At 70.7% G+C, this 21,507-nt stretch carries 19 protein-coding genes and 1 tRNA gene; 12 read left to right on the top strand and 8 right to left on the bottom strand.

Annotation, left to right across the window (positions count from 1 at the left end; translation table 11 throughout):
• Nucleotides 1–23: 23 nt before the first annotated feature.
• Nucleotides 24–1,148 (bottom strand): phosphoribosylformylglycinamidine cyclo-ligase, encoded by a 1,125-nt coding sequence (gene purM, locus IFT79_RS10210; protein WP_159825804.1) that lies wholly within the window; start codon nucleotides 1,146–1,148, stop codon nucleotides 24–26.
• A 71-nt stretch (nucleotides 1,149–1,219) separates the two neighbouring features.
• Between purM and purF the strand changes: the two genes are divergently transcribed.
• The 3 genes from purF (at nucleotide 1,220) to IFT79_RS10195 (ending at nucleotide 5,126) form a co-directional block, all read left to right on the top strand.
• On the top strand, nucleotides 1,220–2,680 hold the full coding sequence (gene purF, locus IFT79_RS10205) for an amidophosphoribosyltransferase (protein ID WP_056049492.1): 1,461 nt from the start codon (nucleotides 1,220–1,222) through the stop codon (nucleotides 2,678–2,680).
• An 89-nt stretch (nucleotides 2,681–2,769) separates the two neighbouring features.
• Nucleotides 2,770–3,570: an ABC transporter ATP-binding protein gene (locus tag IFT79_RS10200; protein WP_233568550.1), complete on the top strand. Its 801-nt coding sequence runs from the start codon at nucleotides 2,770–2,772 to the stop codon at nucleotides 3,568–3,570.
• Complete coding sequence (locus tag IFT79_RS10195; protein WP_192124026.1) at nucleotides 3,552–5,126, top strand: transporter; 1,575 nt, start codon at nucleotides 3,552–3,554, stop codon at nucleotides 5,124–5,126. Before IFT79_RS10200 ends, IFT79_RS10195 begins: the two co-directional genes overlap by 19 nt.
• Nucleotides 5,127–5,254: 128 nt before the next feature.
• Here IFT79_RS10195 and IFT79_RS10190 read toward each other — a convergent pair whose 3' ends face one another.
• Both IFT79_RS10190 and IFT79_RS10185 read right to left on the bottom strand, forming a co-directional pair.
• The gene (locus tag IFT79_RS10190) at nucleotides 5,255–5,668 is read right to left on the bottom strand and encodes a hypothetical protein (protein WP_192124024.1); all 414 of its coding nucleotides are present in this window, start codon (nucleotides 5,666–5,668) and stop codon (nucleotides 5,255–5,257) included.
• A 107-nt stretch (nucleotides 5,669–5,775) separates the two neighbouring features.
• The gene (locus IFT79_RS10185) at nucleotides 5,776–6,156 is read right to left on the bottom strand and encodes a sterol carrier family protein (protein WP_192124022.1); all 381 of its coding nucleotides are present in this window, start codon (nucleotides 6,154–6,156) and stop codon (nucleotides 5,776–5,778) included.
• A gap of 130 nt (nucleotides 6,157–6,286) precedes the next feature.
• On the opposite strand from IFT79_RS10185, the gene purD reads away from it, so the two are divergent.
• The 4 genes from purD to IFT79_RS10165 all read left to right on the top strand — a co-directional run bounded on the left by purD (nucleotide 6,287) and on the right by IFT79_RS10165 (nucleotide 10,284).
• Nucleotides 6,287–7,555, top strand: a complete 1,269-nt coding sequence (gene purD, locus IFT79_RS10180) for a phosphoribosylamine--glycine ligase (protein ID WP_056049509.1) — start codon at nucleotides 6,287–6,289, stop codon at nucleotides 7,553–7,555.
• Nucleotides 7,552–8,499, top strand: coding sequence for a phosphoribosylaminoimidazolesuccinocarboxamide synthase (locus IFT79_RS10175; protein ID WP_192124020.1), 948 nt, complete (start codon nucleotides 7,552–7,554; stop codon nucleotides 8,497–8,499). The genes purD and IFT79_RS10175 overlap by 4 nt, the downstream gene beginning before the upstream one ends.
• Before the next feature lie 214 nt (nucleotides 8,500–8,713).
• The gene (locus tag IFT79_RS10170) at nucleotides 8,714–9,628 is read left to right on the top strand and encodes a VOC family protein (RefSeq protein WP_249407978.1); all 915 of its coding nucleotides are present in this window, start codon (nucleotides 8,714–8,716) and stop codon (nucleotides 9,626–9,628) included.
• A gap of 86 nt (nucleotides 9,629–9,714) precedes the next feature.
• The gene (locus IFT79_RS10165) at nucleotides 9,715–10,284 is read left to right on the top strand and encodes a GNAT family N-acetyltransferase (RefSeq protein WP_192124018.1); all 570 of its coding nucleotides are present in this window, start codon (nucleotides 9,715–9,717) and stop codon (nucleotides 10,282–10,284) included.
• 101 nt (nucleotides 10,285–10,385) lie between these two features.
• Here IFT79_RS10165 and IFT79_RS10160 read toward each other — a convergent pair whose 3' ends face one another.
• Together IFT79_RS10160 and IFT79_RS10155 are read right to left on the bottom strand one after the other, a co-directional pair.
• Nucleotides 10,386–11,888, bottom strand: coding sequence for a catalase (locus tag IFT79_RS10160; RefSeq protein ID WP_056049517.1), 1,503 nt, complete (start codon nucleotides 11,886–11,888; stop codon nucleotides 10,386–10,388).
• Between the two features lie 54 nt (nucleotides 11,889–11,942).
• A complete protein-coding gene (locus IFT79_RS10155; protein ID WP_056049519.1) occupies nucleotides 11,943–12,446 on the bottom strand; it encodes a Fur family transcriptional regulator in 504 nt (167 codons plus the stop codon).
• A 131-nt stretch (nucleotides 12,447–12,577) separates the two neighbouring features.
• Here IFT79_RS10155 and IFT79_RS10150 point away from each other — a divergent pair, with 131 nt between their 5' ends.
• The 5 genes from IFT79_RS10150 to IFT79_RS10130 all read left to right on the top strand — a co-directional run bounded on the left by IFT79_RS10150 (nucleotide 12,578) and on the right by IFT79_RS10130 (nucleotide 18,717).
• On the top strand, nucleotides 12,578–13,909 hold the full coding sequence (locus IFT79_RS10150) for an acyltransferase family protein (protein WP_192124016.1): 1,332 nt from the start codon (nucleotides 12,578–12,580) through the stop codon (nucleotides 13,907–13,909).
• 284 nt (nucleotides 13,910–14,193) lie between these two features.
• Nucleotides 14,194–14,457 (top strand): phosphoribosylformylglycinamidine synthase subunit PurS, encoded by a 264-nt coding sequence (purS, locus tag IFT79_RS10145; RefSeq protein ID WP_043597439.1) that lies wholly within the window; start codon nucleotides 14,194–14,196, stop codon nucleotides 14,455–14,457.
• On the top strand, nucleotides 14,457–15,152 hold the full coding sequence (gene purQ / locus IFT79_RS10140) for a phosphoribosylformylglycinamidine synthase subunit PurQ (protein WP_054144901.1): 696 nt from the start codon (nucleotides 14,457–14,459) through the stop codon (nucleotides 15,150–15,152). Before purS ends, purQ begins: the two co-directional genes overlap by 1 nt.
• 35 nt (nucleotides 15,153–15,187) lie before the next feature.
• The gene (gene purL / locus IFT79_RS10135) at nucleotides 15,188–17,503 is read left to right on the top strand and encodes a phosphoribosylformylglycinamidine synthase subunit PurL (protein WP_055978197.1); all 2,316 of its coding nucleotides are present in this window, start codon (nucleotides 15,188–15,190) and stop codon (nucleotides 17,501–17,503) included.
• Between the two features lie 107 nt (nucleotides 17,504–17,610).
• Nucleotides 17,611–18,717, top strand: coding sequence for an acyltransferase family protein (locus tag IFT79_RS10130; protein WP_159825788.1), 1,107 nt, complete (start codon nucleotides 17,611–17,613; stop codon nucleotides 18,715–18,717).
• A gap of 157 nt (nucleotides 18,718–18,874) precedes the next feature.
• Here the strand turns inward: IFT79_RS10130 and IFT79_RS10125 are convergent.
• The 3 genes from IFT79_RS10125 to gltX all read right to left on the bottom strand — a co-directional run bounded on the left by IFT79_RS10125 (nucleotide 18,875) and on the right by gltX (nucleotide 21,423).
• A tRNA-Gln gene (locus IFT79_RS10125) sits at nucleotides 18,875–18,946 on the bottom strand.
• Nucleotides 18,947–19,000: 54 nt separating this feature from the next.
• Nucleotides 19,001–19,936 (bottom strand): NAD(P)/FAD-dependent oxidoreductase, encoded by a 936-nt coding sequence (locus IFT79_RS10120; protein ID WP_159825786.1) that lies wholly within the window; start codon nucleotides 19,934–19,936, stop codon nucleotides 19,001–19,003.
• Complete coding sequence (gene gltX / locus IFT79_RS10115) at nucleotides 19,933–21,423, bottom strand: glutamate--tRNA ligase (protein WP_192124014.1); 1,491 nt, start codon at nucleotides 21,421–21,423, stop codon at nucleotides 19,933–19,935. Before gltX ends, IFT79_RS10120 begins: the two co-directional genes overlap by 4 nt.
• Nucleotides 21,424–21,507 lie beyond the last annotated feature (84 nt).

Here is a 21,507-nt window from a genome sequence, read left to right as displayed (position 1 = left end):
ACGCCACGCGACGTCGCCGGTGATCAGCCCGCGTAGGACCCGACGAGCCGCACCGCGCCTCCGTCGACTCCCTTGGCGCCCTGTTCGAAGCCGGACAGGTCACGCGCCCGGGTCGAGACGGTGCCGACGGGCCACGTCGCGATGCCGTCGGCCTCGAGGGCCGCGGTGACCGAGTCGGCCTGTCCGGCGGCCACGACGGCGATCATGCCGATGCCGAGGTTCCAGGTGCCCTCGCTCGACTCGAGGGTCGAGCCGGCCAGGTCGCTCAGCACCCGGAAGACGGGCAGCGGCGACCAGGTCGAACGGTCGACCTCGGTCCACGACCCGAGGGGGAGCACGCGGGCGAGGTTGGCCGCGATGCCGCCCCCGGTGACGTGGCTGAGCGAGTGGATCGCGCCGTCGAGCGCAGGGTCGTCGAGCACGCGCAGCAGGGGCGAGGTGTACAGGCGCGTCGGTTCGAGCAGTGCCTCGCCGACGGTGCCCGAGAACTCGGGCAGGGTGTCGTCGTAGCCGAGGTCGCGAGAGGCCAGGATGTGGCGCACGAGCGAGAAGCCGTTCGAGTGGACGCCCGACGAGGCGAGGGCGAGCACGACGTCGCCGTCGCCGACGAGGTGCGGGCCGAGCTGGCGCCCCGACTCGACCGCACCCACCGCGGCGCCGGCCACGTCGTAGTCGTCGGGCCCGAGCAGGCCGGGGTGCTCCGCCGTCTCGCCGCCGACGAGGGCGGTCCCCGTCGCGCTGCAGGCGCGGGCGATGCCCTCGACGATCGAGGCGATGCGGGTCGGCACCACACGGCCGCAGGCGATGTAGTCGGTCATGATCAGCGGCCGGGCGCCGACGACGACGATGTCGTCGACGACCATGCCCACGAGGTCCTGCCCGATCGTGTCGTGCTTGTCGAGCGCCTGGGCGATGGCGACCTTCGTGCCGACGCCGTCGGTCGACGTCGCGAGCAACGGCTTGTCGAAGTCCTTGAGGAACGACACGTCGAACAGCCCGGCGAACCCGCCCACGCCACCGACGACACCGGGGCCGTGCGTGGCGCCGACGGCCGCCTTCATCAGCTCGACCGCCCGGTCGCCGGCGGCCGTGTCGACCCCCGCTGCGGCGTAGGAGGCGCTGGTCGAGTGGGCAGAGGAGGTCGCCATTCGTTCATCCGTTCGGTGTCGCTCTAGACTGTCGCGGTAACCCCAACTCTACGGTCTGGAGCCAGATCCGCATGTGCGGCATCGTCGGTCTCGTCGCGCACGAGCCAGCAAATCAACTCGTCTACGACTCGCTCCTCCTGTTGCAGCACCGGGGGCAGGACAGCACCGGCATCGCGACCGCCGAGGGCGGCATCTTCCACGTGCACAAGACCAAGGGTCAGGTGCGCGAGGGCTTCCGCACCCGCGACATGCGCGCCCTGCTCGGCAACATGGGCCTCGGTCACGTGCGGTACGCCACCAAGGGCGCGGCCAGCAACGAGCAAGAGGCGCAGCCGTTCTACGTGAACGCGCCCTACGGCATCGTGCTGATCCACAACGGCAACCTGACGAACACGCGCGAGCTCACCAGCGAGCTCTTCCACGTCGACCGTCGTCACCTCAACACGAACAGCGACACCGAGCTCCTGGTCAACGTGCTGGCGCACGAGCTGCAAGAGCAGGTCAACGGCAGCGAGCTCGACCCCGAGCAGATCTTCGCCGCGGTCTCCCGCGTGCACGACCGGGTGCAGGGCTCCTACGCGGCGATCGCGATGATCGCGGGCCACGGTCTGCTGGCCTTCCGCGACCCCTTCGGCATCCGCCCGCTGGTCCTGGGCCGCCGTCTCGCCGCCGACGGCGTCCGCGAAGAGTGGATCACCGCCTCCGAGTCGCTCGTCCTCGAGTCCGGCGGCTACGAGATCGTCCGCGACGTCGCCCCCGGCGAGGCCGTCTTCATCTCGCTCGACGGCCAGATGGTGTCGAAGCAGTGCCACGCCAGCCCGCGCCTCATCCCCTGCTCGTTCGAGTACGTCTACCTGGCCCGCCCCGACTCGATCATGAACGGCATCTCGGTCTACGACGCCCGCCTGCGCCTCGGCAACCGGTTGGCCGACACGATCGCCGCGCACTCGCCGATCGGCGACATCGACGTGGTCATGCCGATCCCCGACTCGTCACGCCCCGCGGCCATGCAGGTCGCCCAGAAGCTCGGCATCGAGTACCGCGAGGGCTTCTACAAGAACCGTTACGTGGGCCGCACCTTCATCATGCCGGGGCAGGCCGAGCGCAAGCGGTCGGTGCGCCAGAAGCTCAACGCGATGTCGAGCGAGTTCAAGGGCAAGAACATCCTGATCGTCGACGACTCGATCGTCCGCGGGACGACCTCGCGCGAGATCGTCGAGATGGCCCGCGCCGCCGGAGCGAACAAGGTGACGTTCACCTCGGCCGCTCCCCCGGTCCGGTTCCCCCACGTCTACGGCATCAACATGCCGTCGCGGCACGAGCTGGTCGCCCACGACCGCAAGATCCCCGAGATCGCCCGCGAACTGGGTGCCGACCACCTCATCTACCAAGAGGTCGCCGACATGCAGGCGGCCATCACCGAGGGCAGCGACGTCACCGAGCTCGAGATGAGCTGCTTCACGGGCGAGTACGTCACCGGCACCGTCAGCCCCGAGTACCTCGCCTGGGTCGAGGCCAACCAACTCAGCTGAGTCGCGCCGCCGTCGCCACCCGCACCTCGCCCCTGCTTCCACCCGCCGGGGGAGGTGCGGTGTCGGCAGGCGTCCCTAGGCTGGGGGCCATGAGCGACGTCGGCATGCCCCGCCCCGAACCGACCGCGACGCCCCCGGCGTCCGCCCTGCAGATCACCGGTCTGCGCAAGGCGTTCGGCGACAAGGTCGCCGTCGACGGAATCGACCTGACCGTGCCGACGGGCTCGTTCTTCGGCCTCGTCGGCCCGAACGGCGCCGGCAAGACGACCACGCTCTCGATGGCGACCGGTCTGCTGCGTCCCGACTCGGGCAGCATCGCCGTGCTGGGCGTCGACGTCTGGTCCGACCCGACGCACGCCAAGTCGCTCGTGGGCGTGCTGAGCGACGGCATCTCGCTGTTCGACCGCCTCACCGGCGAGCAGCTCGTCACGTACCACGGCCTGCTCAACGGCATGAGCCGCGAGACGACGGCCCAGCGGGTCGGCGACCTGCTCGACCTGCTCGACCTGCGCTCCGCCGGCGGCACGCTCGTCGTCGACTACTCCGCGGGCATGACCAAGAAGGTGGCGCTCGCCTGCGCGCTCGTCCATGCCCCGCGCCTCCTCGTCCTCGACGAGCCGTTCGAGTCGGTCGACCCGATCTCGGCCGCGAACATCCGCGACATCCTGCACGGTTACACGCAGAACGGCGGCACGGTCATCGTGTCGAGCCACTCGATGGACCTCGTCCAGCGCATGTGCGACCACGTCGCCGTCATCGCGGCCGGGCGCGTGCTCGCGGCCGGCACGACCGACGACGTGCGCGCCGGCTCCACCCTCGAGGACCGCTTCGTCGAACTCGTCGGCGGCCGTCAGCACAACGAGGGGCCGTCGTGGTTGCGCACCTCCTGAGCCTGCGCTGGCGGGTGCTGCTGAACGGCTTCAAGCGCAGCACCTGGCAGATCGTCGCGGCCGTCATCGGCGGGCTCTACGGCCTCGGCGTTCTCGCCGCCGTCGTGGTCGGCCTCGTCGCCCTCTCGTTCGCGCCCGAGCGCTGGGCCTGGACGGCCGGCGTGCTCGGCGGTTCCCTCGCCGTCGTCGGCTGGATCGTCGTGCCCTTCGTCGCCCGGGGCTACGACCAGACCCTCAGCGTCTCGAAGCTGCGCCCGTTCCCCCTGCCCGCCGACAGGCTCCTCGTCGCCCTGTTCGTCACCGGGCTGCTGGGCATCCCGGGCATCGTCACGCTCGTCGCCGCCCTCGCGACGACCTTCAGTTGGCTGCACCACCCTCTCTCGGCCGTCCTCGCGCCGTTCTGCGGGGTGCTCGGCGTCTTCGTCTGCGTCGCGGCGTCCCGCGCGGTCGAGACCGCCACCAGCGCGCTGGGTGCCAAACGTCGCTACCGCGAGTTGATGAGCGTCGCGATCTTCGTGCCCCTCATCCTGGCCGGGCCGCTGATCGGGCTGGTCGGCCAGGGGCTCAGTTCCGTCGGTGACGACCTGCCCCGTGTCGCCCACGCCCTGTCGTGGAGCCCGCTCGGCGCCGCCTGGTCGATCCCCGGCGACGTCGCCCTCGGCCGACCGGGCGAGGCAGCCCTCAAGGCCCTCATCGCCCTGGTCACCCTGGGGGTGCTCCTCCTGCTCTGGCGACGCGGACTGGCGACGGCGCTCGTGGCTCCCCCGGCCGTCACGGCCACCGCGGCGTCCAAGGGCCTCGGGCCCTTCGCCCGGTTCCCCGCGACGCCGACCGGTGCGGTCGCCGCCCGGACGGCCGTCTACTGGCTGCGCGACCCGCGGTACGGCGGGTCGCTGATCGTCGTCCCGCTGATGCCGGTCCTGGCGATCTTCCTGTCGTTCTCCCTCGAGACGACCTGGCCGCTGTACGCCATCGGCCCGGCCGTGGCCGCGCTCCTCGCCATCACGCTGGCCGCCGACGTCTCGTACGACGGCACGGCCTTCGCCGCGCACCTGTCGACCGGCTTGGCGGGTTCGGCCGACCGCGCAGGTCGCGTCCTCACGCTCTCGCTGTTCGCGGTGCCCTCCGTCGTGCTCGCCACGCTCGTCCCCCTGGCGGTGGTGGGCCGTTTCGACGTGGCCCCGGCGCTGCTCGGCATCGGCCTGGGGCTGCTGCTCACGGGGTTCGGCGTGTCGAGCGTGGCCTCGGCGCTGTACCTGATGCCCGTCCCGGCGGCGGGCGAGAGCCCCTTCAAGTCACCGCCCGGGGCCAACGTCACCTCGACCCTCGGGCTCTACGCCTCGTGGGCGATCGTCTTCGTGTTGTCGCTGCCCGAGCTCGTGCTCGGAGTCGTGGCGCTGGTCCAGGGCTCGGTGATCCTCGGGCTCGCGACGCTCGTCGTCGGCGTCGTCCTCGGTCTCGTGCTGACGATCATCGGCATCCGACGCGGCGGCCGCCTCCTCGACGCCCGCGGCCCCGAGCTGCTCACCAGGTTGCGGCGGGCTCGCGGGGCCTGACCCGGGCCGTCAGCCGGGCACGAGGCAGGTAGGCGAGGCCTGGCGCGGCTCGGTGAGGCCTGGCTCGGCTCGGCTCGGCTCGGTGAGGCCTGGCTGGGCTCGGCTCGGCTCGGCTCGGCAAGGCGAGGTCAGTCGCGGTCGGGTTCGCCGTCGGTGACCGGGCGGGCCGCCGTGTCGACCTCGTCGTCGATCGGCATCTCGAGCCGTTCGCGTTCGACCTGGACCCGCTTCGCCCCACGGCTGGTCACCTGCTCGGCGACAATGGCCACGACGCAACCGACGGCCCCGCCGATGGTGAGCCCCCAGAGCGAGATGTACCCGTAGGTCTGGGCGACGCCCTCGCCCGAGTCGAACGGGAAGAGCGAGGTGACGATCAGCGACACGACCACGCCGAGCGCTGCACCCATGATCAAGAACACGGGCACCTTGGGTGCCCGACGCACGGTGACCTCGTCGCGTTCGACGATCGACTCGGCTGCGCGATCGGCGGAGGGCTCGACGACGGGCTCGGGTCGCTGCTGGTCGTCGGGTGCGTTCGTCACCCGCCCATCATCCCAGAGGAGGCCGACCCCCGCCGCCGCCCCTCTCGACGTCGAGCAGGGCCCCTCGAGGAGCGACCACGGCGGAGGCACCGCCGAGGAGGCGCGGGTCAGCCCCGCTGCCAGGCGATCGGCACGTAGCCGGTCAGGTCCGCCCTGCTGCCGGAGGCCGACACGAGAGCCCCGGCCCGCGCCTCCTGCCAGCTGAGATCGCCGGTGGCGAGTCGCACGAAGGTGGCGGCGTCGGTCTCGACGACGTTCGGCGGCGTGCCCCGCGTGTGACTGAGTCCTTCGCGGAACTGCACCGCGCCGAACGGTGGGACGCGCACCTCGACCGTCGCACCGGGTTCGCCGTCGGCGAGCACCTGCAGCAACCAACGGACGGCCATGGCGGTCAGCGGCCGTGGCGCGGTCTCGTCGGCGGCGAGCGCCGCCCGCACCTCGCCCACCGCGGCCGATCCCGCCGCGTCCTCGATCCGTGCCCTGGCCATGCGCCCACGCTACCCGCGCCTCCTCGTCTCGCCCCGCTCCGGCCCGCCCGCCCCGGCCCGCCCGCGCCAGCCCTCCCCGGCCCGGGCGACGGACTCGGCATCGCCGCACGCCCTCGGTAGGCTGTGGCGCGTGCGAATCCTCGTCCTCGGTTCCGGTGCTCGCGAGCACGCCATCATCACCGCCCTGCTGCGCGAAGACGCGGGCCACGAGATCACCGCGGCCCCCGGCAACGCGGGCATCGCCGACCAGGTCGGCATCGTGCACCTCGACCCGTCGAACGGCGCCGTCGTCACCGAGTACGCCCTCGAGAACGACGTCGAGCTGGTCGTCGTCGGTCCCGAGGCACCGCTCGTCGCCGGTGTCGCCGACGCCCTCCGCACCCGGGGCATCCCCGTCTTCGGGCCGGGCAAGAAGGCCGCGGCGCTCGAGGGCAGCAAGACCTTCGCGAAACGCATCATGGACGAAGCCGGCGTACCGACCGGGCGGGCCACGCGCGTGGGCACCCTCGACGAGGCCCTCGGCGTGCTCGACGACTTCGGCTCCCCGTACGTCGTCAAGGCCGACGGGCTGGCGGCCGGCAAGGGCGTCCTCGTCACCGACGACCGCGACGCGGCGGTCGAGCACACCACCTACTGGCTGCAGCACGGGCCCGTCCTCGTCGAGGAGTTCCTCGAGGGTCCCGAGGTCTCCCTGTTCTTCCTCAGCGACGGCCACACGGTCGTGCCGCTCAGCCCCGCGCAGGACTACAAGCGCCTGCTCGACGGCGACGCCGGTCCCAACACGGGCGGCATGGGTGCCTACTCGCCACTGCCCTGGCTCGCCGACCGCTTCGGCAGCGAGAAGGACTTCGTCGACGAGGTCCTCGACGCCATCGCCACCCCGACGGTGCGGCAGCTCGAGTCCGAGGGCACGCCGTTCATCGGCCTCCTCTACGCCGGGCTCATCCTGACCGAGCGGGGCGTGCGCGTCATCGAGTTCAACGCCCGGTTCGGCGACCCCGAGACGCAGGTCGTCCTGCCCCGTCTGGTCACGCCGCTCAGCGGGCTGCTGCTCGCCGCGGCGACCGGATCGCTGGGCAACCACGAGTCGCCGCGGTTCTCGTCCGACGTCGCGGTGACCGTGGTCCTCGCGAGCGAGGGCTATCCCGAAGGCGCCGTGAGCGGTCGCCCGCTGCGGGGTCTCGACGACGCGACCGCCGTCGCCGGGGTCCACGTCGCGCACGCCGCGACGGCGCGCCTCGACGACCAGCTCATCGCCACCGGAGGGCGCGTGCTCAGCGTCGTCGCCGAGGGGGCCGACTTCACCGAGGCCCGGGGTCGCGTCTACGACGCCCTCTCCCGCATCGACCTCGAGGGCGGCCAGTACCGCCACGACATCGCCGAGCGGGTCGCCCGATGACCGCCCCCGACGGCACGACGCCCTCCGCCTCCGGCCTCGACGCCGCCCCTCGCCACCTCGACGGGTGGACGCCGGTGTACTCGGGCAAGGTGCGCGACCTCTACGTCCCGGCGCCGGTCGCCGGCTCGGTCGGCGACGCCGCCACCCTCGCCGACACCGAGTACGTGCTCGTCGTCGCGAGCGATCGGGTCAGCGCCTTCGACCACGTGCTCGAGCCCGGCATCCCGGGCAAGGGAGCACTGCTCACGCAGCTCAGCCTCTGGTGGTTCGCCCAGCTCACCACCGTGCCCAACCACCTGGTCGACCCGACCACCGCCTCCGTCTCGTTGCCCGCGCAGTTCCGGGACCGCGCCATGCTCGTGAAGCCGCTCGACATGTTCCCCGTCGAGTGCGTCGTCCGCGGGTACCTGGTCGGCAGCGGCTGGGCCGAGTACCGCGAGCACGGCACCGTCTGCGGCATCCCGCTGCCCGAGGGGCTGTCGAACGGCGACCGGTTGCCCGAACCGATCTACACCCCGGCGTACAAGGCTCCGCTCGGCGAGCACGACGAGAACATCTCGTTCGAGCGCACCGTCGAACTCGTGGGGGCCGAGACCGCGGCGGCCCTGCGCGACCGGTCGCTCGAGATCTACCGCCTGGCGTCGGACGTGGCCGAGGTCCGGGGGGTCGTCCTCGCCGACACGAAGTTCGAGTTCGGCGCCGACCGGGCCACGGGCGAGATCACCCTGGGCGACGAGGTCCTCACGAGCGACAGCAGTCGCTTCTGGGACGCCGAGGTCGACGCCTCGGGCGACCGCACCCAGAGCTTCGACAAGCAGATCGTCCGCGACTGGCTCTCCGCGCACTGGGACGGCACGGGCGAGGCCCCCGCCCTGCCCGACGACATCGTCGCCCGCACCTCCGCCCGCTACCGCGAGCTGATCGAGCGCCTGACCGCCCGCTGACCCGGGCCCCACGCCCCGGGGCCAACCCCCCGGGCCGCATCCCGGGTCCTGACCCGGGCTCCACACCGCGTTTCGTGCACGGCACCGCGTCGAGATCCGGTGCCGTGCACGGAACGCGGTGCGCCGTCGGTCGGGAATGCCCGGCCCGAGCGGCCGGTTCCTGTCGATGACACGTCACCGACCCGGTGACCACCCGACCAGACCGAGGGCCCCCATGACCGACACCTCCGCGACCGACGCGACGCGCGCCTCCTCGTCCGACCTGCTCGCCGCCGACACCGGCATGGGAGCCGTCACCCTGCGGGTCGCCGACCTCGACGCGATGACCGCGTACTACCGCGACGCGGTCACCCTCACGGTGCTGACCGCCGAGCCGGCCGTGGGCCGCGTGGTGCTCGGTCGAGGGGCGACCCCGATCGTCATCCTCGAGCACGCTCCCGAGTTGAAGCACGCCGGGCCGCGTGACGCCGGCCTCTTCCACACGGCGATCCTGTTCGAGACCGAGGCCGACCTCGCCGCCGCCGTCTACAGCGTCGCGACCCGTCACCCCGGCACGTTCACCGGCAGTGCGGACCACCTCGTCAGCAAGGCGTTCTACTTCACCGATCCCGAGGGCAACGGCATCGAGCTCTACTGGGACCGCAGCCGCAGCGAGTGGTCCTGGACCCACGGCCAGGTCGACATGGCCACCCTCGCCCTCGACCCGAACGCGTTCGTGCAGCAGAACGTCACCGAGGAGGCGCTGGCCGGCTCGGCGTCCCGTCCCGCCACGGTCGGCCACGTCCACCTGAGCGTGGGCGACGTCGAGTCGGCCCACCGGTTCTACGTCGAGCAGCTCGGCTTCGAGACGACGACGCGCTTCGGGCCGCAGGCACTGTTCGTCAGCGCGGGCGGCTACCACCACCACATGGCGATGAACACCTGGAACAGCGCCGGCGCCGGGCGCCGTCAGCTGGCGCTGGGCCTCGGCCTGGTGCGCATCGAGGTGCCGACGGCCGACGACCTGGGCGCCCTCGGCGAGCGCCTCGGCCACCACGGCGTCGCCACCCGCGACGACGGGCGTGTGCTCGGGTTCGACGATCCCTGGTCGAACCAGCTCCAGGTGACCGTCCGACCGCAGTCGGCCTAGCCCTCGGTCGCCGGCTCCCTCGGCGCTGGCGTCGCAGAGCCGCTGGCGCGGCTCCCTCGGCGACGCCGATGGCTACGGTGGTGAGCATGCCTGCAGCCGACTCCCCCACCTTCTCCACGACCCCCGAGGGCGACCTCACGCTCGACGACCACGAGGCCGTCGCGGCGATGCTCGCCCGGGCCTTCCCGAGCTACGACCACTGGTACGCCGGGGCCCGCAGCTGGGCGGGCATGCAACCCGAGCTGCGGGTCGTCGCGCGTCAGGGCGACGTCGTGGTCGCGCACGCCGGTCTGCGACGTCAGTTCGTCACCGTCGGCGACGCCGACCTGCTCGTCACCGCGGTGGGCATGGTCGCGGTCTCACCGGCCGTCCAGGGCACCGGCCTCGGGGGCGAGCTGTTGCGGCGGGTGGACGCGGCGCTGACGTCGCTCGACAGCGGCTTCGGCGTGCTCGAGACCGGGGACGACGTCCAGGGCTTCTACCGACGCGGCGGGTGGCTGCCGCTCGACGGTCTCACGGCGCACTACACGGCGTTCAGCGCCGACGGCGCCGGCGTGCTGGTCACCCAGGACCACGGCTGGCTGCTCCGCGAGGGCACGAGCACCCTCGCCGACTGGCCGCAGGGTGAGTTGCACTGGAACGGCCAGATGGTCTGACCCGCGCGGCACCCGAGACAGCGCGAAGCCCGGAGACGCCGAGGAGGCGCGGTGACCGACGAACGGTCACCGCGCCTCCTGCGGTCTGTCGCGGCTCGCGGCTACGCCGGGACGCCGACCTCGGCCGGGTCCTCGTTCGAACCGGGAGCCTCGGGCTCGACGCCCTTGCGGACGCGCAGGCCCAGGGTGGGGTCGACGTTGGTCCAGTACTCGTAGACCCGCTCGCGCAGGGCGGGCTGGGTGACCTTCGAGACGTGGCCCACGATGTTCTGCACCAGGCGGTCGCGCTCCTCGTCGTCGAGCACCTCGCGGACGAGCGTGCCGGCCTGGCCGAAGTCGTCGTCCTCGGGGTGCAACGTCACGGACGAGCGGACGAGCTCGCCGTCGCTCTCCCAGCCACCGGTGTCACCAGCGGCCTGCGGGTCCGCGGCGGGACCGCCGACCGAGTTCGGTGCGTAGACCGGCGCCGTCGCCTCGCTGAAGTGGTACCGCGCGGCACCGTCCTTCGAGTACGAGTGCACCTCGGTCTTGGGCGTGTTCACCGGCAGCTGCTGGTGGTTGACGCCGATGCGGTAGCGGTGGGCGTCCGCGTAGCTGAAGATGCGGGCGAGCAGCATCTTGTCGGGGCTGGTCGCGATGCCGGGGACGAAGTTCGACGGGGCGAACGCGGCCTGCTCGATCTGCGCGAAGTAGTTCTCGGGGTTGCGGTTCAGCGTCATGGTGCCGACCTCGATGAGCGGGTAGTCCGCGTGCGGCCACACCTTCGTCAGGTCGAACGGGTTGAAGCGGTACGTGGCCGCCTCGTCGTAGGGCATGACCTGCACCGACAGCGTCCAGGTGGGGAAGTCGCCGCGGTCGATGGCCTCGGAGAGGTCGCGGATGTGGAAGTCGGCGTCCTCTCCCGCGATGCGGTCGGCGTCGTCCTGCGTGAGGATCTTGTTGCCCTGGTTCGTCTTGAAGTGGTACTTGACCCAGAAGCGCTCGCCCTCGGCGTTGATCCACTGGTAGGTGTGCGAACCGAAGCCGTCCATGTTGCGCCACGAGGCGGGGAGGCCGCGGTCGCCCATCAGCCAGGTGACCTGGTGCGCCGACTCGGGCGAGAGCGTCCAGAAGTCCCACTGCATGTCGTGGTCGCGCAGGTGCGAGCCGGGCAGGCGCTTCTGCGAGTGGATGAAGTCGGGGAACTTGATGCCGTCGCGGATGAAGAAGACGGGCGTGTTGTTGCCCACGAGGTCGTAGTTGCCCTCGCTCGTGTAGAACTTCAGCGCGAAGCCACGGGGGTCGCGCCACGTGTCGGGGCTGCCCTGTTCTCCGGCGACGGTCGAGAAGCGGGCGAGCATCTCGGTCTCGACACCGGGCTGGAAGAGCGCGGCGCGGGTGTAGCGCGAGACGTCGGCCGTCGTGACGAACGTCCCGAAGGCGCCGCCGCCCTTGGCGTGGACGATGCGCTCGGGCACCTTCTCGCGGTTGAAGTTGGCCAGTTTCTCGACCAGCTTGTGGTCGTGCAGGACGATCGGGCCGTCGGCGCCGACCGACTGCGAGAACTCGTCGCTGGCGGCGGGGGCGCCGTTGTCGGTGGTGGTGATCTTCTTGGCGTCGGTCATGTGTCCTCTTTCGTTCGTGGTTCGTCGTCGTGTGAGATCAGGGGGGCGGGCTGGTCAGGCCGCCGGGACGGCCGCGTCCACGCGGTCGGACGAGGAGGCGCGGGTCGGCTCGTCGCCCTCCGCGCCCTCGGACTCGGCCGCCCGACATGCCGGGCACAGGCCCCAGAAGGTCACCTCGGCGGTCTGCACGAGGTACCCCGAGTCGTGCGAGGGGGTGAGGCAGGGGGCGTGGCCGACGACGCAGTCCACGTCGGCGACCGAGCCGCACACCCCGCAGACCACGTGGTGGTGGTTGTCGCCCGTCCTCAGCTCGTAGAGCGCTGCCGAGCCCGCGGGTTCGATGCGACGCACCAGCCCGGCACCGGTCAGCGCGTTGAGGACGCCGTAGACCGCCTGCACCGACGTGCCGGGCAGGTCGAGGGCGACCCGGGCGAAGACCTGCTCGGCGGCCGCGTGGGGCGACGGCTCGAGGGCGCGCAACACGGCGAGCCGGGGCTCGGTCACGCGCAACCCGGCGGAGCGCAGTGCCTCGCGGGGGTCGTCGGTCGGATGGGTCATGCATCAAGTGAACCACTCTTTTGATCAGATCAAAACAATCCGGGCCACCTCGGAGGACGTTCCCTGGTTCGGACGCGCCGCACCTGTGGACAACCACACCCGAGCGGCCACGGGTCGCTACCGTCGTCGACATGAGCACCGCCGCCACGACACCGCCGTCCGTCGTCGTCCCCCCGGGCCGCGACCTCGTGGTGGATCTCGCCCGCGTCTTCTGCGTCCTGCTGGTCGTCGCGATCCACGTGATGATGGTCGGTGTCGCCGTCGACGCGACGGGCGCCGTCGTGGCGAACCGTCCCCTGCAAGAGCAGTCCTGGTTCCCGCTCTCGACGTGGGCCGGGCAGATCATGCCGCTCTTCTTCGTGGTGGGCGGGTTCGCCAGCGCCACGGCCTGGGCCGGGGCACGGCGCCGCGGCGCCGACGCCGGCGACTTCGTCCGCGGTCGCCTCCTGCGCCTCGCCCGGCCCGCGAGCGCGGTCTTCGTCGTCCTCGCGATCGCCCTCGCCGTCGCGACCCTGCTCGGCGTCGATCCCGAACTGCTCGACGTCGTGGCGACCGGCGTGGGCTCGCCGTTCTGGTTCCTCGCCGCCTACGGCATCACGCAGCTGCTCGTGCCGGTGATGGCCCGGCTGCACACGACCCGCCCGTGGGCGACGCTGTTCGTCCTGGTGGTCGCCGCGGTCCTGGTCGACGCGGTGCGGTACGGCACCGGCGTCACGGCCGTCGGCCTCCTCAACCTCGCCTTCGTGTGGCTCTTCGTGCAGCAGCTCGGCTTCGCCTACGCCGACGGGCTGTTCCGTCGGACCCCTCGGGCCGTGCTGCTCGTCGTCGCCGTCGTGGCGTACGCCTCGCTGGTCCCGCTGACGACGGCCGGGCCGTGGTCGGACGACATGCTGAGCAACCTCAACCCGCCGACGGTGCCGCTCATGGTGCTCGGGGTGGCGCAGATCTGCGTCCTGTCGCTCGTGCACCCCGCCCTGGCGCGTCTCATGTCCACGTCGGCGGCCCGCGCCGTCGTGTTCGCCGTCGGCAGCCGCGGCATGACCATCTACCTCTGGCACCTCCCGCTGTTGATCGCCGTGCTCGGGGTCCTCTTGGCCGTGGGCGGGCCGCTCCCCCAACCCTCGACCGCCACCTGGTGGTGGACGCGCCTCCCGATCTGGGCCCTCGTCATCGGGCTGACCTGCCTGGTCTCGCTGGCGACCGCCCGGTTCGAGCTGCCGCCGCGAGCGTTCGCCGAGGGGCGGCGCCGCGCCTCCTGGTGGTCGATCGGGGTGGCGGCGGTGCTCGCCATCGGGCCGCCGTTCGACGTGATGCACGAGGGCCTCGACCTGCGCAACGCGATCGCGGGCGCGATCTGCCTGCCCCTGGCCGTCTGGCTGCTCGGCCGGTCGCGCCCCGACGTCGACCCGGAGTCCGCCCTGAGGGCCGCCGACAGACCCGCGGACGCAGCCCACACGGGGTAGACGCCCGGCCGACGGGGGGCTCGGCCGGGCGTCCGGCGGTCTCGGAGCGGATCAGGAACCCCGGGACCGGACGCGGAACAGAAGGCCCGATCACGAGGCCCGCGCTCTGTCCGCTGAGAACACTCTGCGGCGCGAACCAATGATCCGGCTGACAGGTGGCCCGCATTCCGCTGACCATCGCCGCGACGGCCGATGCCTCCACGACGACGGCACCACCAGGAGGCGCGCGCGGCTGCCGTAGACTCGTCGCGTCCACCCGTTGACGCCTCTGCAGGAGTAAACCAGTGCCCACAATCGTCGTCGAGGTCATGCCCAAGGCTGAACTGCTCGACCCCCAGGGCAAGGCCGTCGCCGGTGCCCTCTCCCGTCTCGGCAAAGGGGCGTTCACCGACGTCCGCATCGGCAAGCGCTTCGAGGTCACGGTCGAGGGCGAGGTGACCGACGCCGTCCTCGCGGACGTCCGCGAGCTCGCCGACGACATGTTCTCGAACTCGGTCATCGAGGACGTCGTCTCGATCACCGTCGCCGACGCTCCCGCCGCCCTCTGATGCGCGTCGGCGTCGTCACCTTCCCCGGCTCCCTCGACGACCGTGACGCGCAGCGCGCGGTCCGACTCGCGGGCGGCGAGCCCGTCGCCCTCTGGCACGGCGACCACGACCTGAAGGGCGTCGAGGCGATCATCCTGCCCGGCGGCTTCAGCTACGGCGACTACCTGCGTGCCGGCGCGATCGCCTCCTTCTCGCCGATCATGGCCGACGTGGTCGACGCCGCGAACGCGGGCATGCCCGTCCTCGGCATCTGCAACGGCTTCCAGATGCTCGCCGAGGCCCGCCTGATCCCGGGGGCGCACACCCGCAACGCGCACCAGCAGTTCATCCGCCGCGACCAGCGTCTCGTCGTCGAGAACGCCCGCACCGACTGGACGAACGGCTTCACCGAGGGGCAAGAGATCACCATCCCCCTCAAGAACGCGGACGGGCGCTTCATCGCCGACGCCGAGACCATCAAGCGCATCGAGGGCGAGGGGCAGGTCGCCTTCCGCTACGTCGGCGTGAACCCGAACGGGTCGATGGACGACATCGCCGGCGTCACCAATGCGCGCGGCAACGTCGTCGGCCTCATGCCGCACCCCGAGCACGCCGTCGAAGAGGGCTTCGGCCCCGACACCCCCGCCGCGATGTCGAGCGGCGTCGACGGCCTGACCTTCTTCACGTCCGTTCTCGAGAGGGCCCTCGCCAAGTGACCGACCAGACCGACCGCGCCCCGCACGACGCCGAGATGATCGACGTCCGCCCCGAGGGCCACGTGCCCGACACCGTGGCGAACGCCGCGGCGACGCCTGATCGCGAGCAGCCCTACGGCGCCCTCGGCCTGAAGGCCGACGAGTACGCGAAGATCCGCGAGATCCTGGGGCGTCGCCCCACGAGCGGTGAGCTCGCCATGTACTCGGTCATGTGGAGCGAGCACTGCTCCTACAAGTCGAGCAAGATCTACCTCCGGCAGTTCGGCCAGAAGGTCTCGCCCGCCATGAAGAAGAACCTCATGGTCGGCATGGGCGAGAACGCCGGAGTGGTCGACGTGGGGGGCGGCTGGGCCGTCACCTTCAAGGTCGAGTCGCACAACCACCCGAGCTACATCGAGCCCTTCCAGGGGGCGGCCACCGGCGTGGGCGGCATCGTACGCGACATCATCTCGATGGGTGCCCGCCCCGTCGCGGTCATGGACCAGCTGCGCTTCGGCGACATCGACGCGGCGGACACGGCCCGCGTGGTCGACGGCGTCGTGGGTGGCATCAGCTTCTACGCCAACTGCCTCGGCCTGCCCAACATCGGCGGCGAGACCTACTTCGACGCCGTCTACCAGGGCAATCCCCTGGTCAACGCACTGGCCGTGGGCGTCCTGCGCCACGAAGACCTCCACCTGGCCAACGCCCGGGGCGTGGGCAACAAGGTGGTCCTGTTCGGTGCGCGCACCGGCGGTGACGGCATCGGCGGCGCCTCCATCCTCGCCTCCGACACGTTCTCGTCCGGCGGGCCCACCAAGCGTCCTGCCGTCCAGGTCGGCGACCCGTTCGCCGAGAAGGTGCTCATCGAGTGCTGCCTCGAGCTGTTCCGCGACGAACTGGTCGAGGGCATCCAAGACCTCGGTGCAGCCGGCATCAGCTGCGCCACGTCCGAGCTCGCCTCGAACGGCGACGGCGGCATGTTCATCGAACTCGACAACGTCCTGCTGCGCGACCCGTCGCTCACCGCCGAAGAGATCCTGATGAGCGAGAGCCAAGAACGCATGATGGCCGTCGTGCGTCCCGAGAAGCTCGACGCGTTCCTCGCGGTCGTGGCGAAGTGGGACGTCGAGACGAGCGTGCTCGGCGAGGTCACCGACACCGGCCGTCTCGTCATCAACTGGCACGGCGAAGAGATCGTCAACGTCGAGCCCCGCACGGTCGCCGTCGACGGCCCGGTGTACGAGCGCCCCGTCGCCTACCCCACCTGGATCGACGCCCTGCAGGCCGACAGCGCCTCGTCGCTGCCCCGCCCCACGGGCAACGCCGTCCTTCGCGAGCAGTTCCTCGAACTGCTCGGCTCGCCCAACCTGGCCGACAAGAGCTGGGTCACGAACCAGTACGACACCTACGTGCTGGGCAACACCGCGCTCAGCTTCCCCGACGACGGAGGCATGATCCGCGTCGACGAAGAGACCGGTCTCGGCTTCGCGATCGCGACCGACGCCAACGGGCGCTACTGCCAGCTCGATCCCAAGCAGGGTGCTCGCCTGGCGCTGGCCGAGGCGTACCGCAACGTCGCCGTGACCGGTGCCGTGCCCGCCGCCGTGACCGACTGCCTGAACTTCGGCAGCCCGGAGGACCCCGAGGTCATGTGGCAGTTCTCGCAGGCCGTCGAGGGACTGGCCGACGGGTGCCTCGAACTCGAGATCCCGGTCACCGGCGGCAACGTGTCGTTCTACAACCAGACCGGCACGCGTCCGATCCACCCCACTCCCGTGGTGGGCGTCCTCGGCGTGATAGACGACGTCGCCAAGCGCATCCCGTCCGGCTGGCAGGACGAAGGCGACAACATCTACCTGCTCGGCACCACGGCGCTCGAGCTCGACGGATCGGCCTGGGCCGGCGTGGTCCACGACCACCTCGGTGGACGCCCGCCGGCGGTCGACCTCGCGGCCGAGGCGCAGCTCGCGCAGCTCCTGCACGCCGGTGGCGACCAGTCGTTGATCGCGGCGGCCCACGACCTGAGCGACGGCGGCCTGGCACAGGCGCTGGCCGAGGCCGTGCTGCGCTTCGGAGTCGGTGCTCGCGTCTGGCTGGGTGAGATCATCGAGCGGGACGGCATCGACGTCGCGACCGCCCTCTTCAGCGAGTCGACCGGTCGCGTGATCGTCTCGGTGCCCCGCGAGGACGACGTCCGCTTCCGCGGCCTCTGCGAGGGCCGTGGCTACCCGGTGGCCCGCATCGGCGTGACCGACGGCGAGTCGGGGTCGCTCGAGGTACAGGACGTCTTCACGGTGTCCATCGACGAGCTGCGCAGCACCCACCGTGGCACTCTGCCGGCCCGCTTCGGAGCCACCATCGGCGACTAGTCACCATCCTGCGACGACTCGAAGGCCCTCACCACAGGTGAGGGCCTTCGAGGTCGTGGGAGGCAGAACCCTAGGGCCCCGCATCTCCTGCATGTAAAATGTATCATATGCAGACCCCGACCCCGTCCCCTGAGGCGTCCTTCCGTGATCGCGAACGCTTCTCGGGCATCCAGGGCCTCCGGTTCGTGGCAGCCCTCCTGGTGGTCGTCACCCACACCGTGTTCTACGCCCACGAACGACTCGACCCCTCGTTCCGCCCGTGGAGCTACGGATCGGTCGGGGTGGACGTCTTCTTCGCGATCAGTGGGTTCGTCATGATGCACACCGTCCGTCGCCTCGAGGGCACGCCGCGGGCCTGGGCCATCTTCGCGCGTCGCCGACTCGATCGCATCGTCCCGCTCTACTGGCTCGCGACGACCCTCAAGGTGCTGACGTTGGTACTCGTCCCTTCGGCCGTGCTGCACGCCACCCTCGAGCCGGCCAACACGCTCGGGTCATACTTCTTCATCCCGACCCGCAACGCCGAAGGCAACATCGAACCCGTCCTCGGCGTCGGCTGGACCCTCGTCTTCGAGTGTGCGTTCTACGCCCTCGTGGCCCTGTGCCTGGCCCTCAGGGTCAGAGTCCTGCCCACCGTCGGAGCGGTGCTCGTCAGCTGCTCGGCGCTGTGGTGGGCCTTCGACGCCGCACGCCCGGCATGGGCGGTCTATTTCGACCCCATCGTCCTGTTCTTCCTCATCGGCATGGTGATCGCCGAGCTGACGCGTCCCGCCCGCCGTGGCTGGTTGTGGGCCGTGCTCGCGGTCTCCCTGGTGGCCCTGGCGGTCGTGCTCGCCACGTCCGTCGGCGACGGGGGCTTCGGGCGCAACGCACCAGCCCGATTCGCGGGCGTCACGGCCGTCGTCGCGGCGACGGTGCTGGCCGAAGGTCCCCTTCGCCGCGTGACGCCGACCTGGGTGCTCACCGGCGGTGCCGCGTCGTACGCGCTCTACCTGTTCCACCCCTTGGTGGCCCCGGCCGTGCCCGAGCTCTTCGCGCGCCTGGGTTGGATCGACGGCTGGCTGTCGGTCGCCGTGTCGGTTCCACTCCTGGTGGCCCTGTCGTTCGTCATCCACCGTCGCGTCGAGCGCCCCCTCGCCAGGGTTCTCGCCCGACGAGGACGCGACCCCCGGCGCCCGCTCGGCTCCGAGTCAGAAGAGCCCCAACCGGCCTAGCTGCTGGCGCCCGACGGCACACCGACCACTCGGCCCGAGGCGCGAGGCGCGACGAGGGGACGATCGCGTTCGGCGAAGCCGAACACGCCGTCGGAGGCGGCGAGACAGGCCCGAACAGCAATTCCCCCGGGCCTCAAGGCCGGGGGGAATCAATTTGCTGGGGTACCTGGACTCGAACCAAGAACAACTGAACCAGAATCAGTCGTGTTGCCAATTACACCATACCCCAATGATGACAACCGTCAGGTCTACATCACTGTCGGCCCATCATCTGGACCGACGTCTACTGTACAGCATCTGCCAGGTGTTCGAGGCCACCGATGAGGTCCCGGTTGATCACGGCAGCGACACGGGCGCCGTCGCCGGCGGCAACGATGAGTTGCTGGGGACCGGGTGCGGTGCTCTCGCCGGCGGCGTACAGCCCAGGAACCGACGTGCGACCATGGCCGTCCACGACGAGCAGTCCGTCGCCGTCCAGGTCGGCCCCCGTCGCCGAGACGTAGTCGAGCGCGGCCGACCACTCCGGGCGGACGAAACCCCCGGCCCGAGGCACGACCGTGCCGTCCTCGAGCACGACCCCACGCATGCCGTCACGATCGCCGTCGATGCTCGTGACGCGACGACGGTCCACGGTGATCCCCCGGGCGGCCAACGCAGCCTCGTCCTCCGAGGTCACCACGTCCGAACCGTGCGTGAAGACGATGAGGTCATCGGTCCACTGCGAGAGCAACAGGGCGCGGTCGACCAGGTCAGGGTGCTCACCGATGAGGGCGAGTGGCTGGTCACGCTTGTCGTACCCGTCGCATTCGATGCAGCTGTGGACGTACGTGCCGTAGAACGCTCGGAGTTGGGCGATCTCTGGCAGGGTCTCGCTCAGACCCGTCGTCACCAGCACGGTCCCTGCCAGGGCGGACGACTCCTGCCCACGGAACGCGCACGAGATCTCGAACCCGCCGTCGACCGGGACGACGTTCGTCGCCAGGGTCTGCCGGTGTTCGGCCCCCTCGTACCCCAGGAACTCGTCGCGTCCGAGCTTGCGGAGCTCGAGCGGCGAGATGCCGTCGCGGGTGAGGTACCCGTGCGAGAGCAGCGTGGCGGAGTTCCGCGGCCGGTTGCTGTCGATCAGCACGACCCGTCGGCGGGCGCGGACGAGGTTGAGCGCAGCGCTCAACCCTGCGGGGCCGCCCCCGATGACAGCGACGTCGTAGCGCTCGGTCATGAGCGGTCGGCGAGAGCCGCGAGTCGGGCAAGGGTCGACTCGCGGCCGAGGATCTCCATCGACTCGAACAACGGCGGACTCACGCGACGCCCGGACAGCGCCACCCGCAACGGGCCATAGGCCACGCGGGGCTTGAGGCCGAGTCCGTCGACGAGCGCCTCCTTGAGGACCGCCTGGATCGACTCGTGCGTCCAGTCGGCCAGGCCCTCGAGGGCAGCCGAGGAGGCGCGCAGCACCTCGGTGGACCGCTCGCCCAGCGAGGCCAGCGCGTCATCCTCGTGGACAAGGTCGTCGTCGGCGACGAACAAGAAGCCGAGCATGCCACGAGCCTCGGACAGGAGGGTCATGCGTTCTTGGACGAGAGGCGCTGCCTGAACGAGCACGGCACGCTCGGCCTCCGTCGGCGGAATGCTGACGACCCCGTCGAGGTAGGGCAGCAATCGCTCGGTGAAGTCCCCGACGGACAGCAGTCGGATGTGGTCGCCGTTGATCGACTCGGCCTTCTTCACGTCGAATCGCGCGGGGTTCGGGTTCACGTCGACCACGTCGAACGCCGCGACCATCTCGTCGATCGAGAACACGTCCCGATCGTGAGTCAAAGACCACCCCAGGAGCGCCAGGTAGTTGACGAGGCCCTCGGGGATGAAGCCGCGGTCTCGGTGGTGGAACAGGTTGGACTCGGGATCGCGCTTCGAGAGCTTCTTGTTGCCGTCACCCATGACATAGGGCAGATGGCCGAACCGAGGGACGAACGTGGTGATGCCGAGCTCGACCAGCGCCTCGTAGAGGGCAATCTGGCGGGGAGTGGACGAGAGGAGGTCCTCACCGCGCAGGACGTGGGTGATGCCCATCAGAGCATCGTCCAGCGGGTTCACGAAAGTGTAGAGAGGCACCCCGTTCGGTCGGACGACGACGAAGTCGCTGAACGATCCCGCCGGGAACGTGATCTCACCACGGACGAGGTCGTCGAAGCTGAGGTCGCGGTCGGGCACTCGCAACCGGAGTGCCGGCTGACGCCCCTCGGCTCGGAACGCCGCACGTTGTTCGTCGCTCAGCTCACGCTCGAAGTTGTCGTAACCCTGCTTGGGGTCGCGACCGTTGGCGATGTTGCGAGCTTCGATCTCTTCACCCGTGGCGAAGCTCTCGTAGAGAAGCCCCCGCTCCAGCAACTGATCGATGACCCCGCGATAGATGTCGTGGCGCTGAGACTGACGGTAGGGGCCATGAGGCCCACCTGCGTCGATGCCCTCGTCCCAGTCGATGTTGAGCCAACGAAGCCCGTCGAGGATCTGCTCGTAGCTCTCTTCGCTGTCTCGGGCCGCATCGGTGTCTTCGATGCGGAACACGAGCTTGCCACCCGTGTGCCGGGCGTAGGCCCAGTTGAAGAGGGCGGTGCGGATGAGGCCGACATGCGGCGTTCCGGTGGGCGAGGGGCAGAACCGCACGCGCACGTCGGTGCCGGTGGCGGTGGAGAAGGGAGCTGACATCGCTGACGATCTTACCGGGGTTGGTGGGTGGGTCAGCGTTAAACGCAGAAAGGCCCCTTCCGAAGAAGGGGCCTTTCTGGTGTT

This window comes from Frigoribacterium sp. CFBP 8759, from assembly GCF_014841655.1.
Classification (GTDB): Bacteria; Actinomycetota; Actinomycetes; order Actinomycetales; family Microbacteriaceae; genus Frigoribacterium.
Note: the sequence above shows the minus strand (reverse complement) of the source record. Positions and strands in the feature narration are given on the sequence as shown.

Bases quoted from the DNA above. Each gene is read 5' to 3' on its own strand.
- gltX (WP_192124014.1), bottom strand. From the start codon at position 21,423: ATGTCAGCTCCCTTCTCCACCGCCACCGGCACCGACGTGCGCGTGCGG.
- IFT79_RS10155 (WP_056049519.1), bottom strand. From the start codon at position 12,446: ATGACCCATCCGACCGACGACCCCCGCGAGGCACTGCGCTCCGCCGGG.
- IFT79_RS10165 (WP_192124018.1), top strand. From the start codon at position 9,715: ATGCCTGCAGCCGACTCCCCCACCTTCTCCACGACCCCCGAGGGCGAC.
- IFT79_RS10150 (WP_192124016.1), top strand. From the start codon at position 12,578: ATGAGCACCGCCGCCACGACACCGCCGTCCGTCGTCGTCCCCCCGGGC.
- purM (WP_159825804.1), bottom strand. From the start codon at position 1,148: ATGGCGACCTCCTCTGCCCACTCGACCAGCGCCTCCTACGCCGCAGCG.
- IFT79_RS10130 (WP_159825788.1), top strand. From the start codon at position 17,611: ATGCAGACCCCGACCCCGTCCCCTGAGGCGTCCTTCCGTGATCGCGAA.
- IFT79_RS10160 (WP_056049517.1), bottom strand. From the start codon at position 11,888: ATGACCGACGCCAAGAAGATCACCACCACCGACAACGGCGCCCCCGCC.
- purL (WP_055978197.1), top strand. From the start codon at position 15,188: ATGATCGACGTCCGCCCCGAGGGCCACGTGCCCGACACCGTGGCGAAC.
- IFT79_RS10120 (WP_159825786.1), bottom strand. From the start codon at position 19,936: ATGACCGAGCGCTACGACGTCGCTGTCATCGGGGGCGGCCCCGCAGGG.
- IFT79_RS10185 (WP_192124022.1), bottom strand. From the start codon at position 6,156: ATGGCCAGGGCACGGATCGAGGACGCGGCGGGATCGGCCGCGGTGGGC.
- IFT79_RS10170 (WP_249407978.1), top strand. From the start codon at position 8,714: ATGACCGACACCTCCGCGACCGACGCGACGCGCGCCTCCTCGTCCGAC.
- IFT79_RS10200 (WP_233568550.1), top strand. From the start codon at position 2,770: ATGAGCGACGTCGGCATGCCCCGCCCCGAACCGACCGCGACGCCCCCG.
- IFT79_RS10175 (WP_192124020.1), top strand. From the start codon at position 7,552: ATGACCGCCCCCGACGGCACGACGCCCTCCGCCTCCGGCCTCGACGCC.
- purQ (WP_054144901.1), top strand. From the start codon at position 14,457: ATGCGCGTCGGCGTCGTCACCTTCCCCGGCTCCCTCGACGACCGTGAC.
- purF (WP_056049492.1), top strand. From the start codon at position 1,220: ATGTGCGGCATCGTCGGTCTCGTCGCGCACGAGCCAGCAAATCAACTC.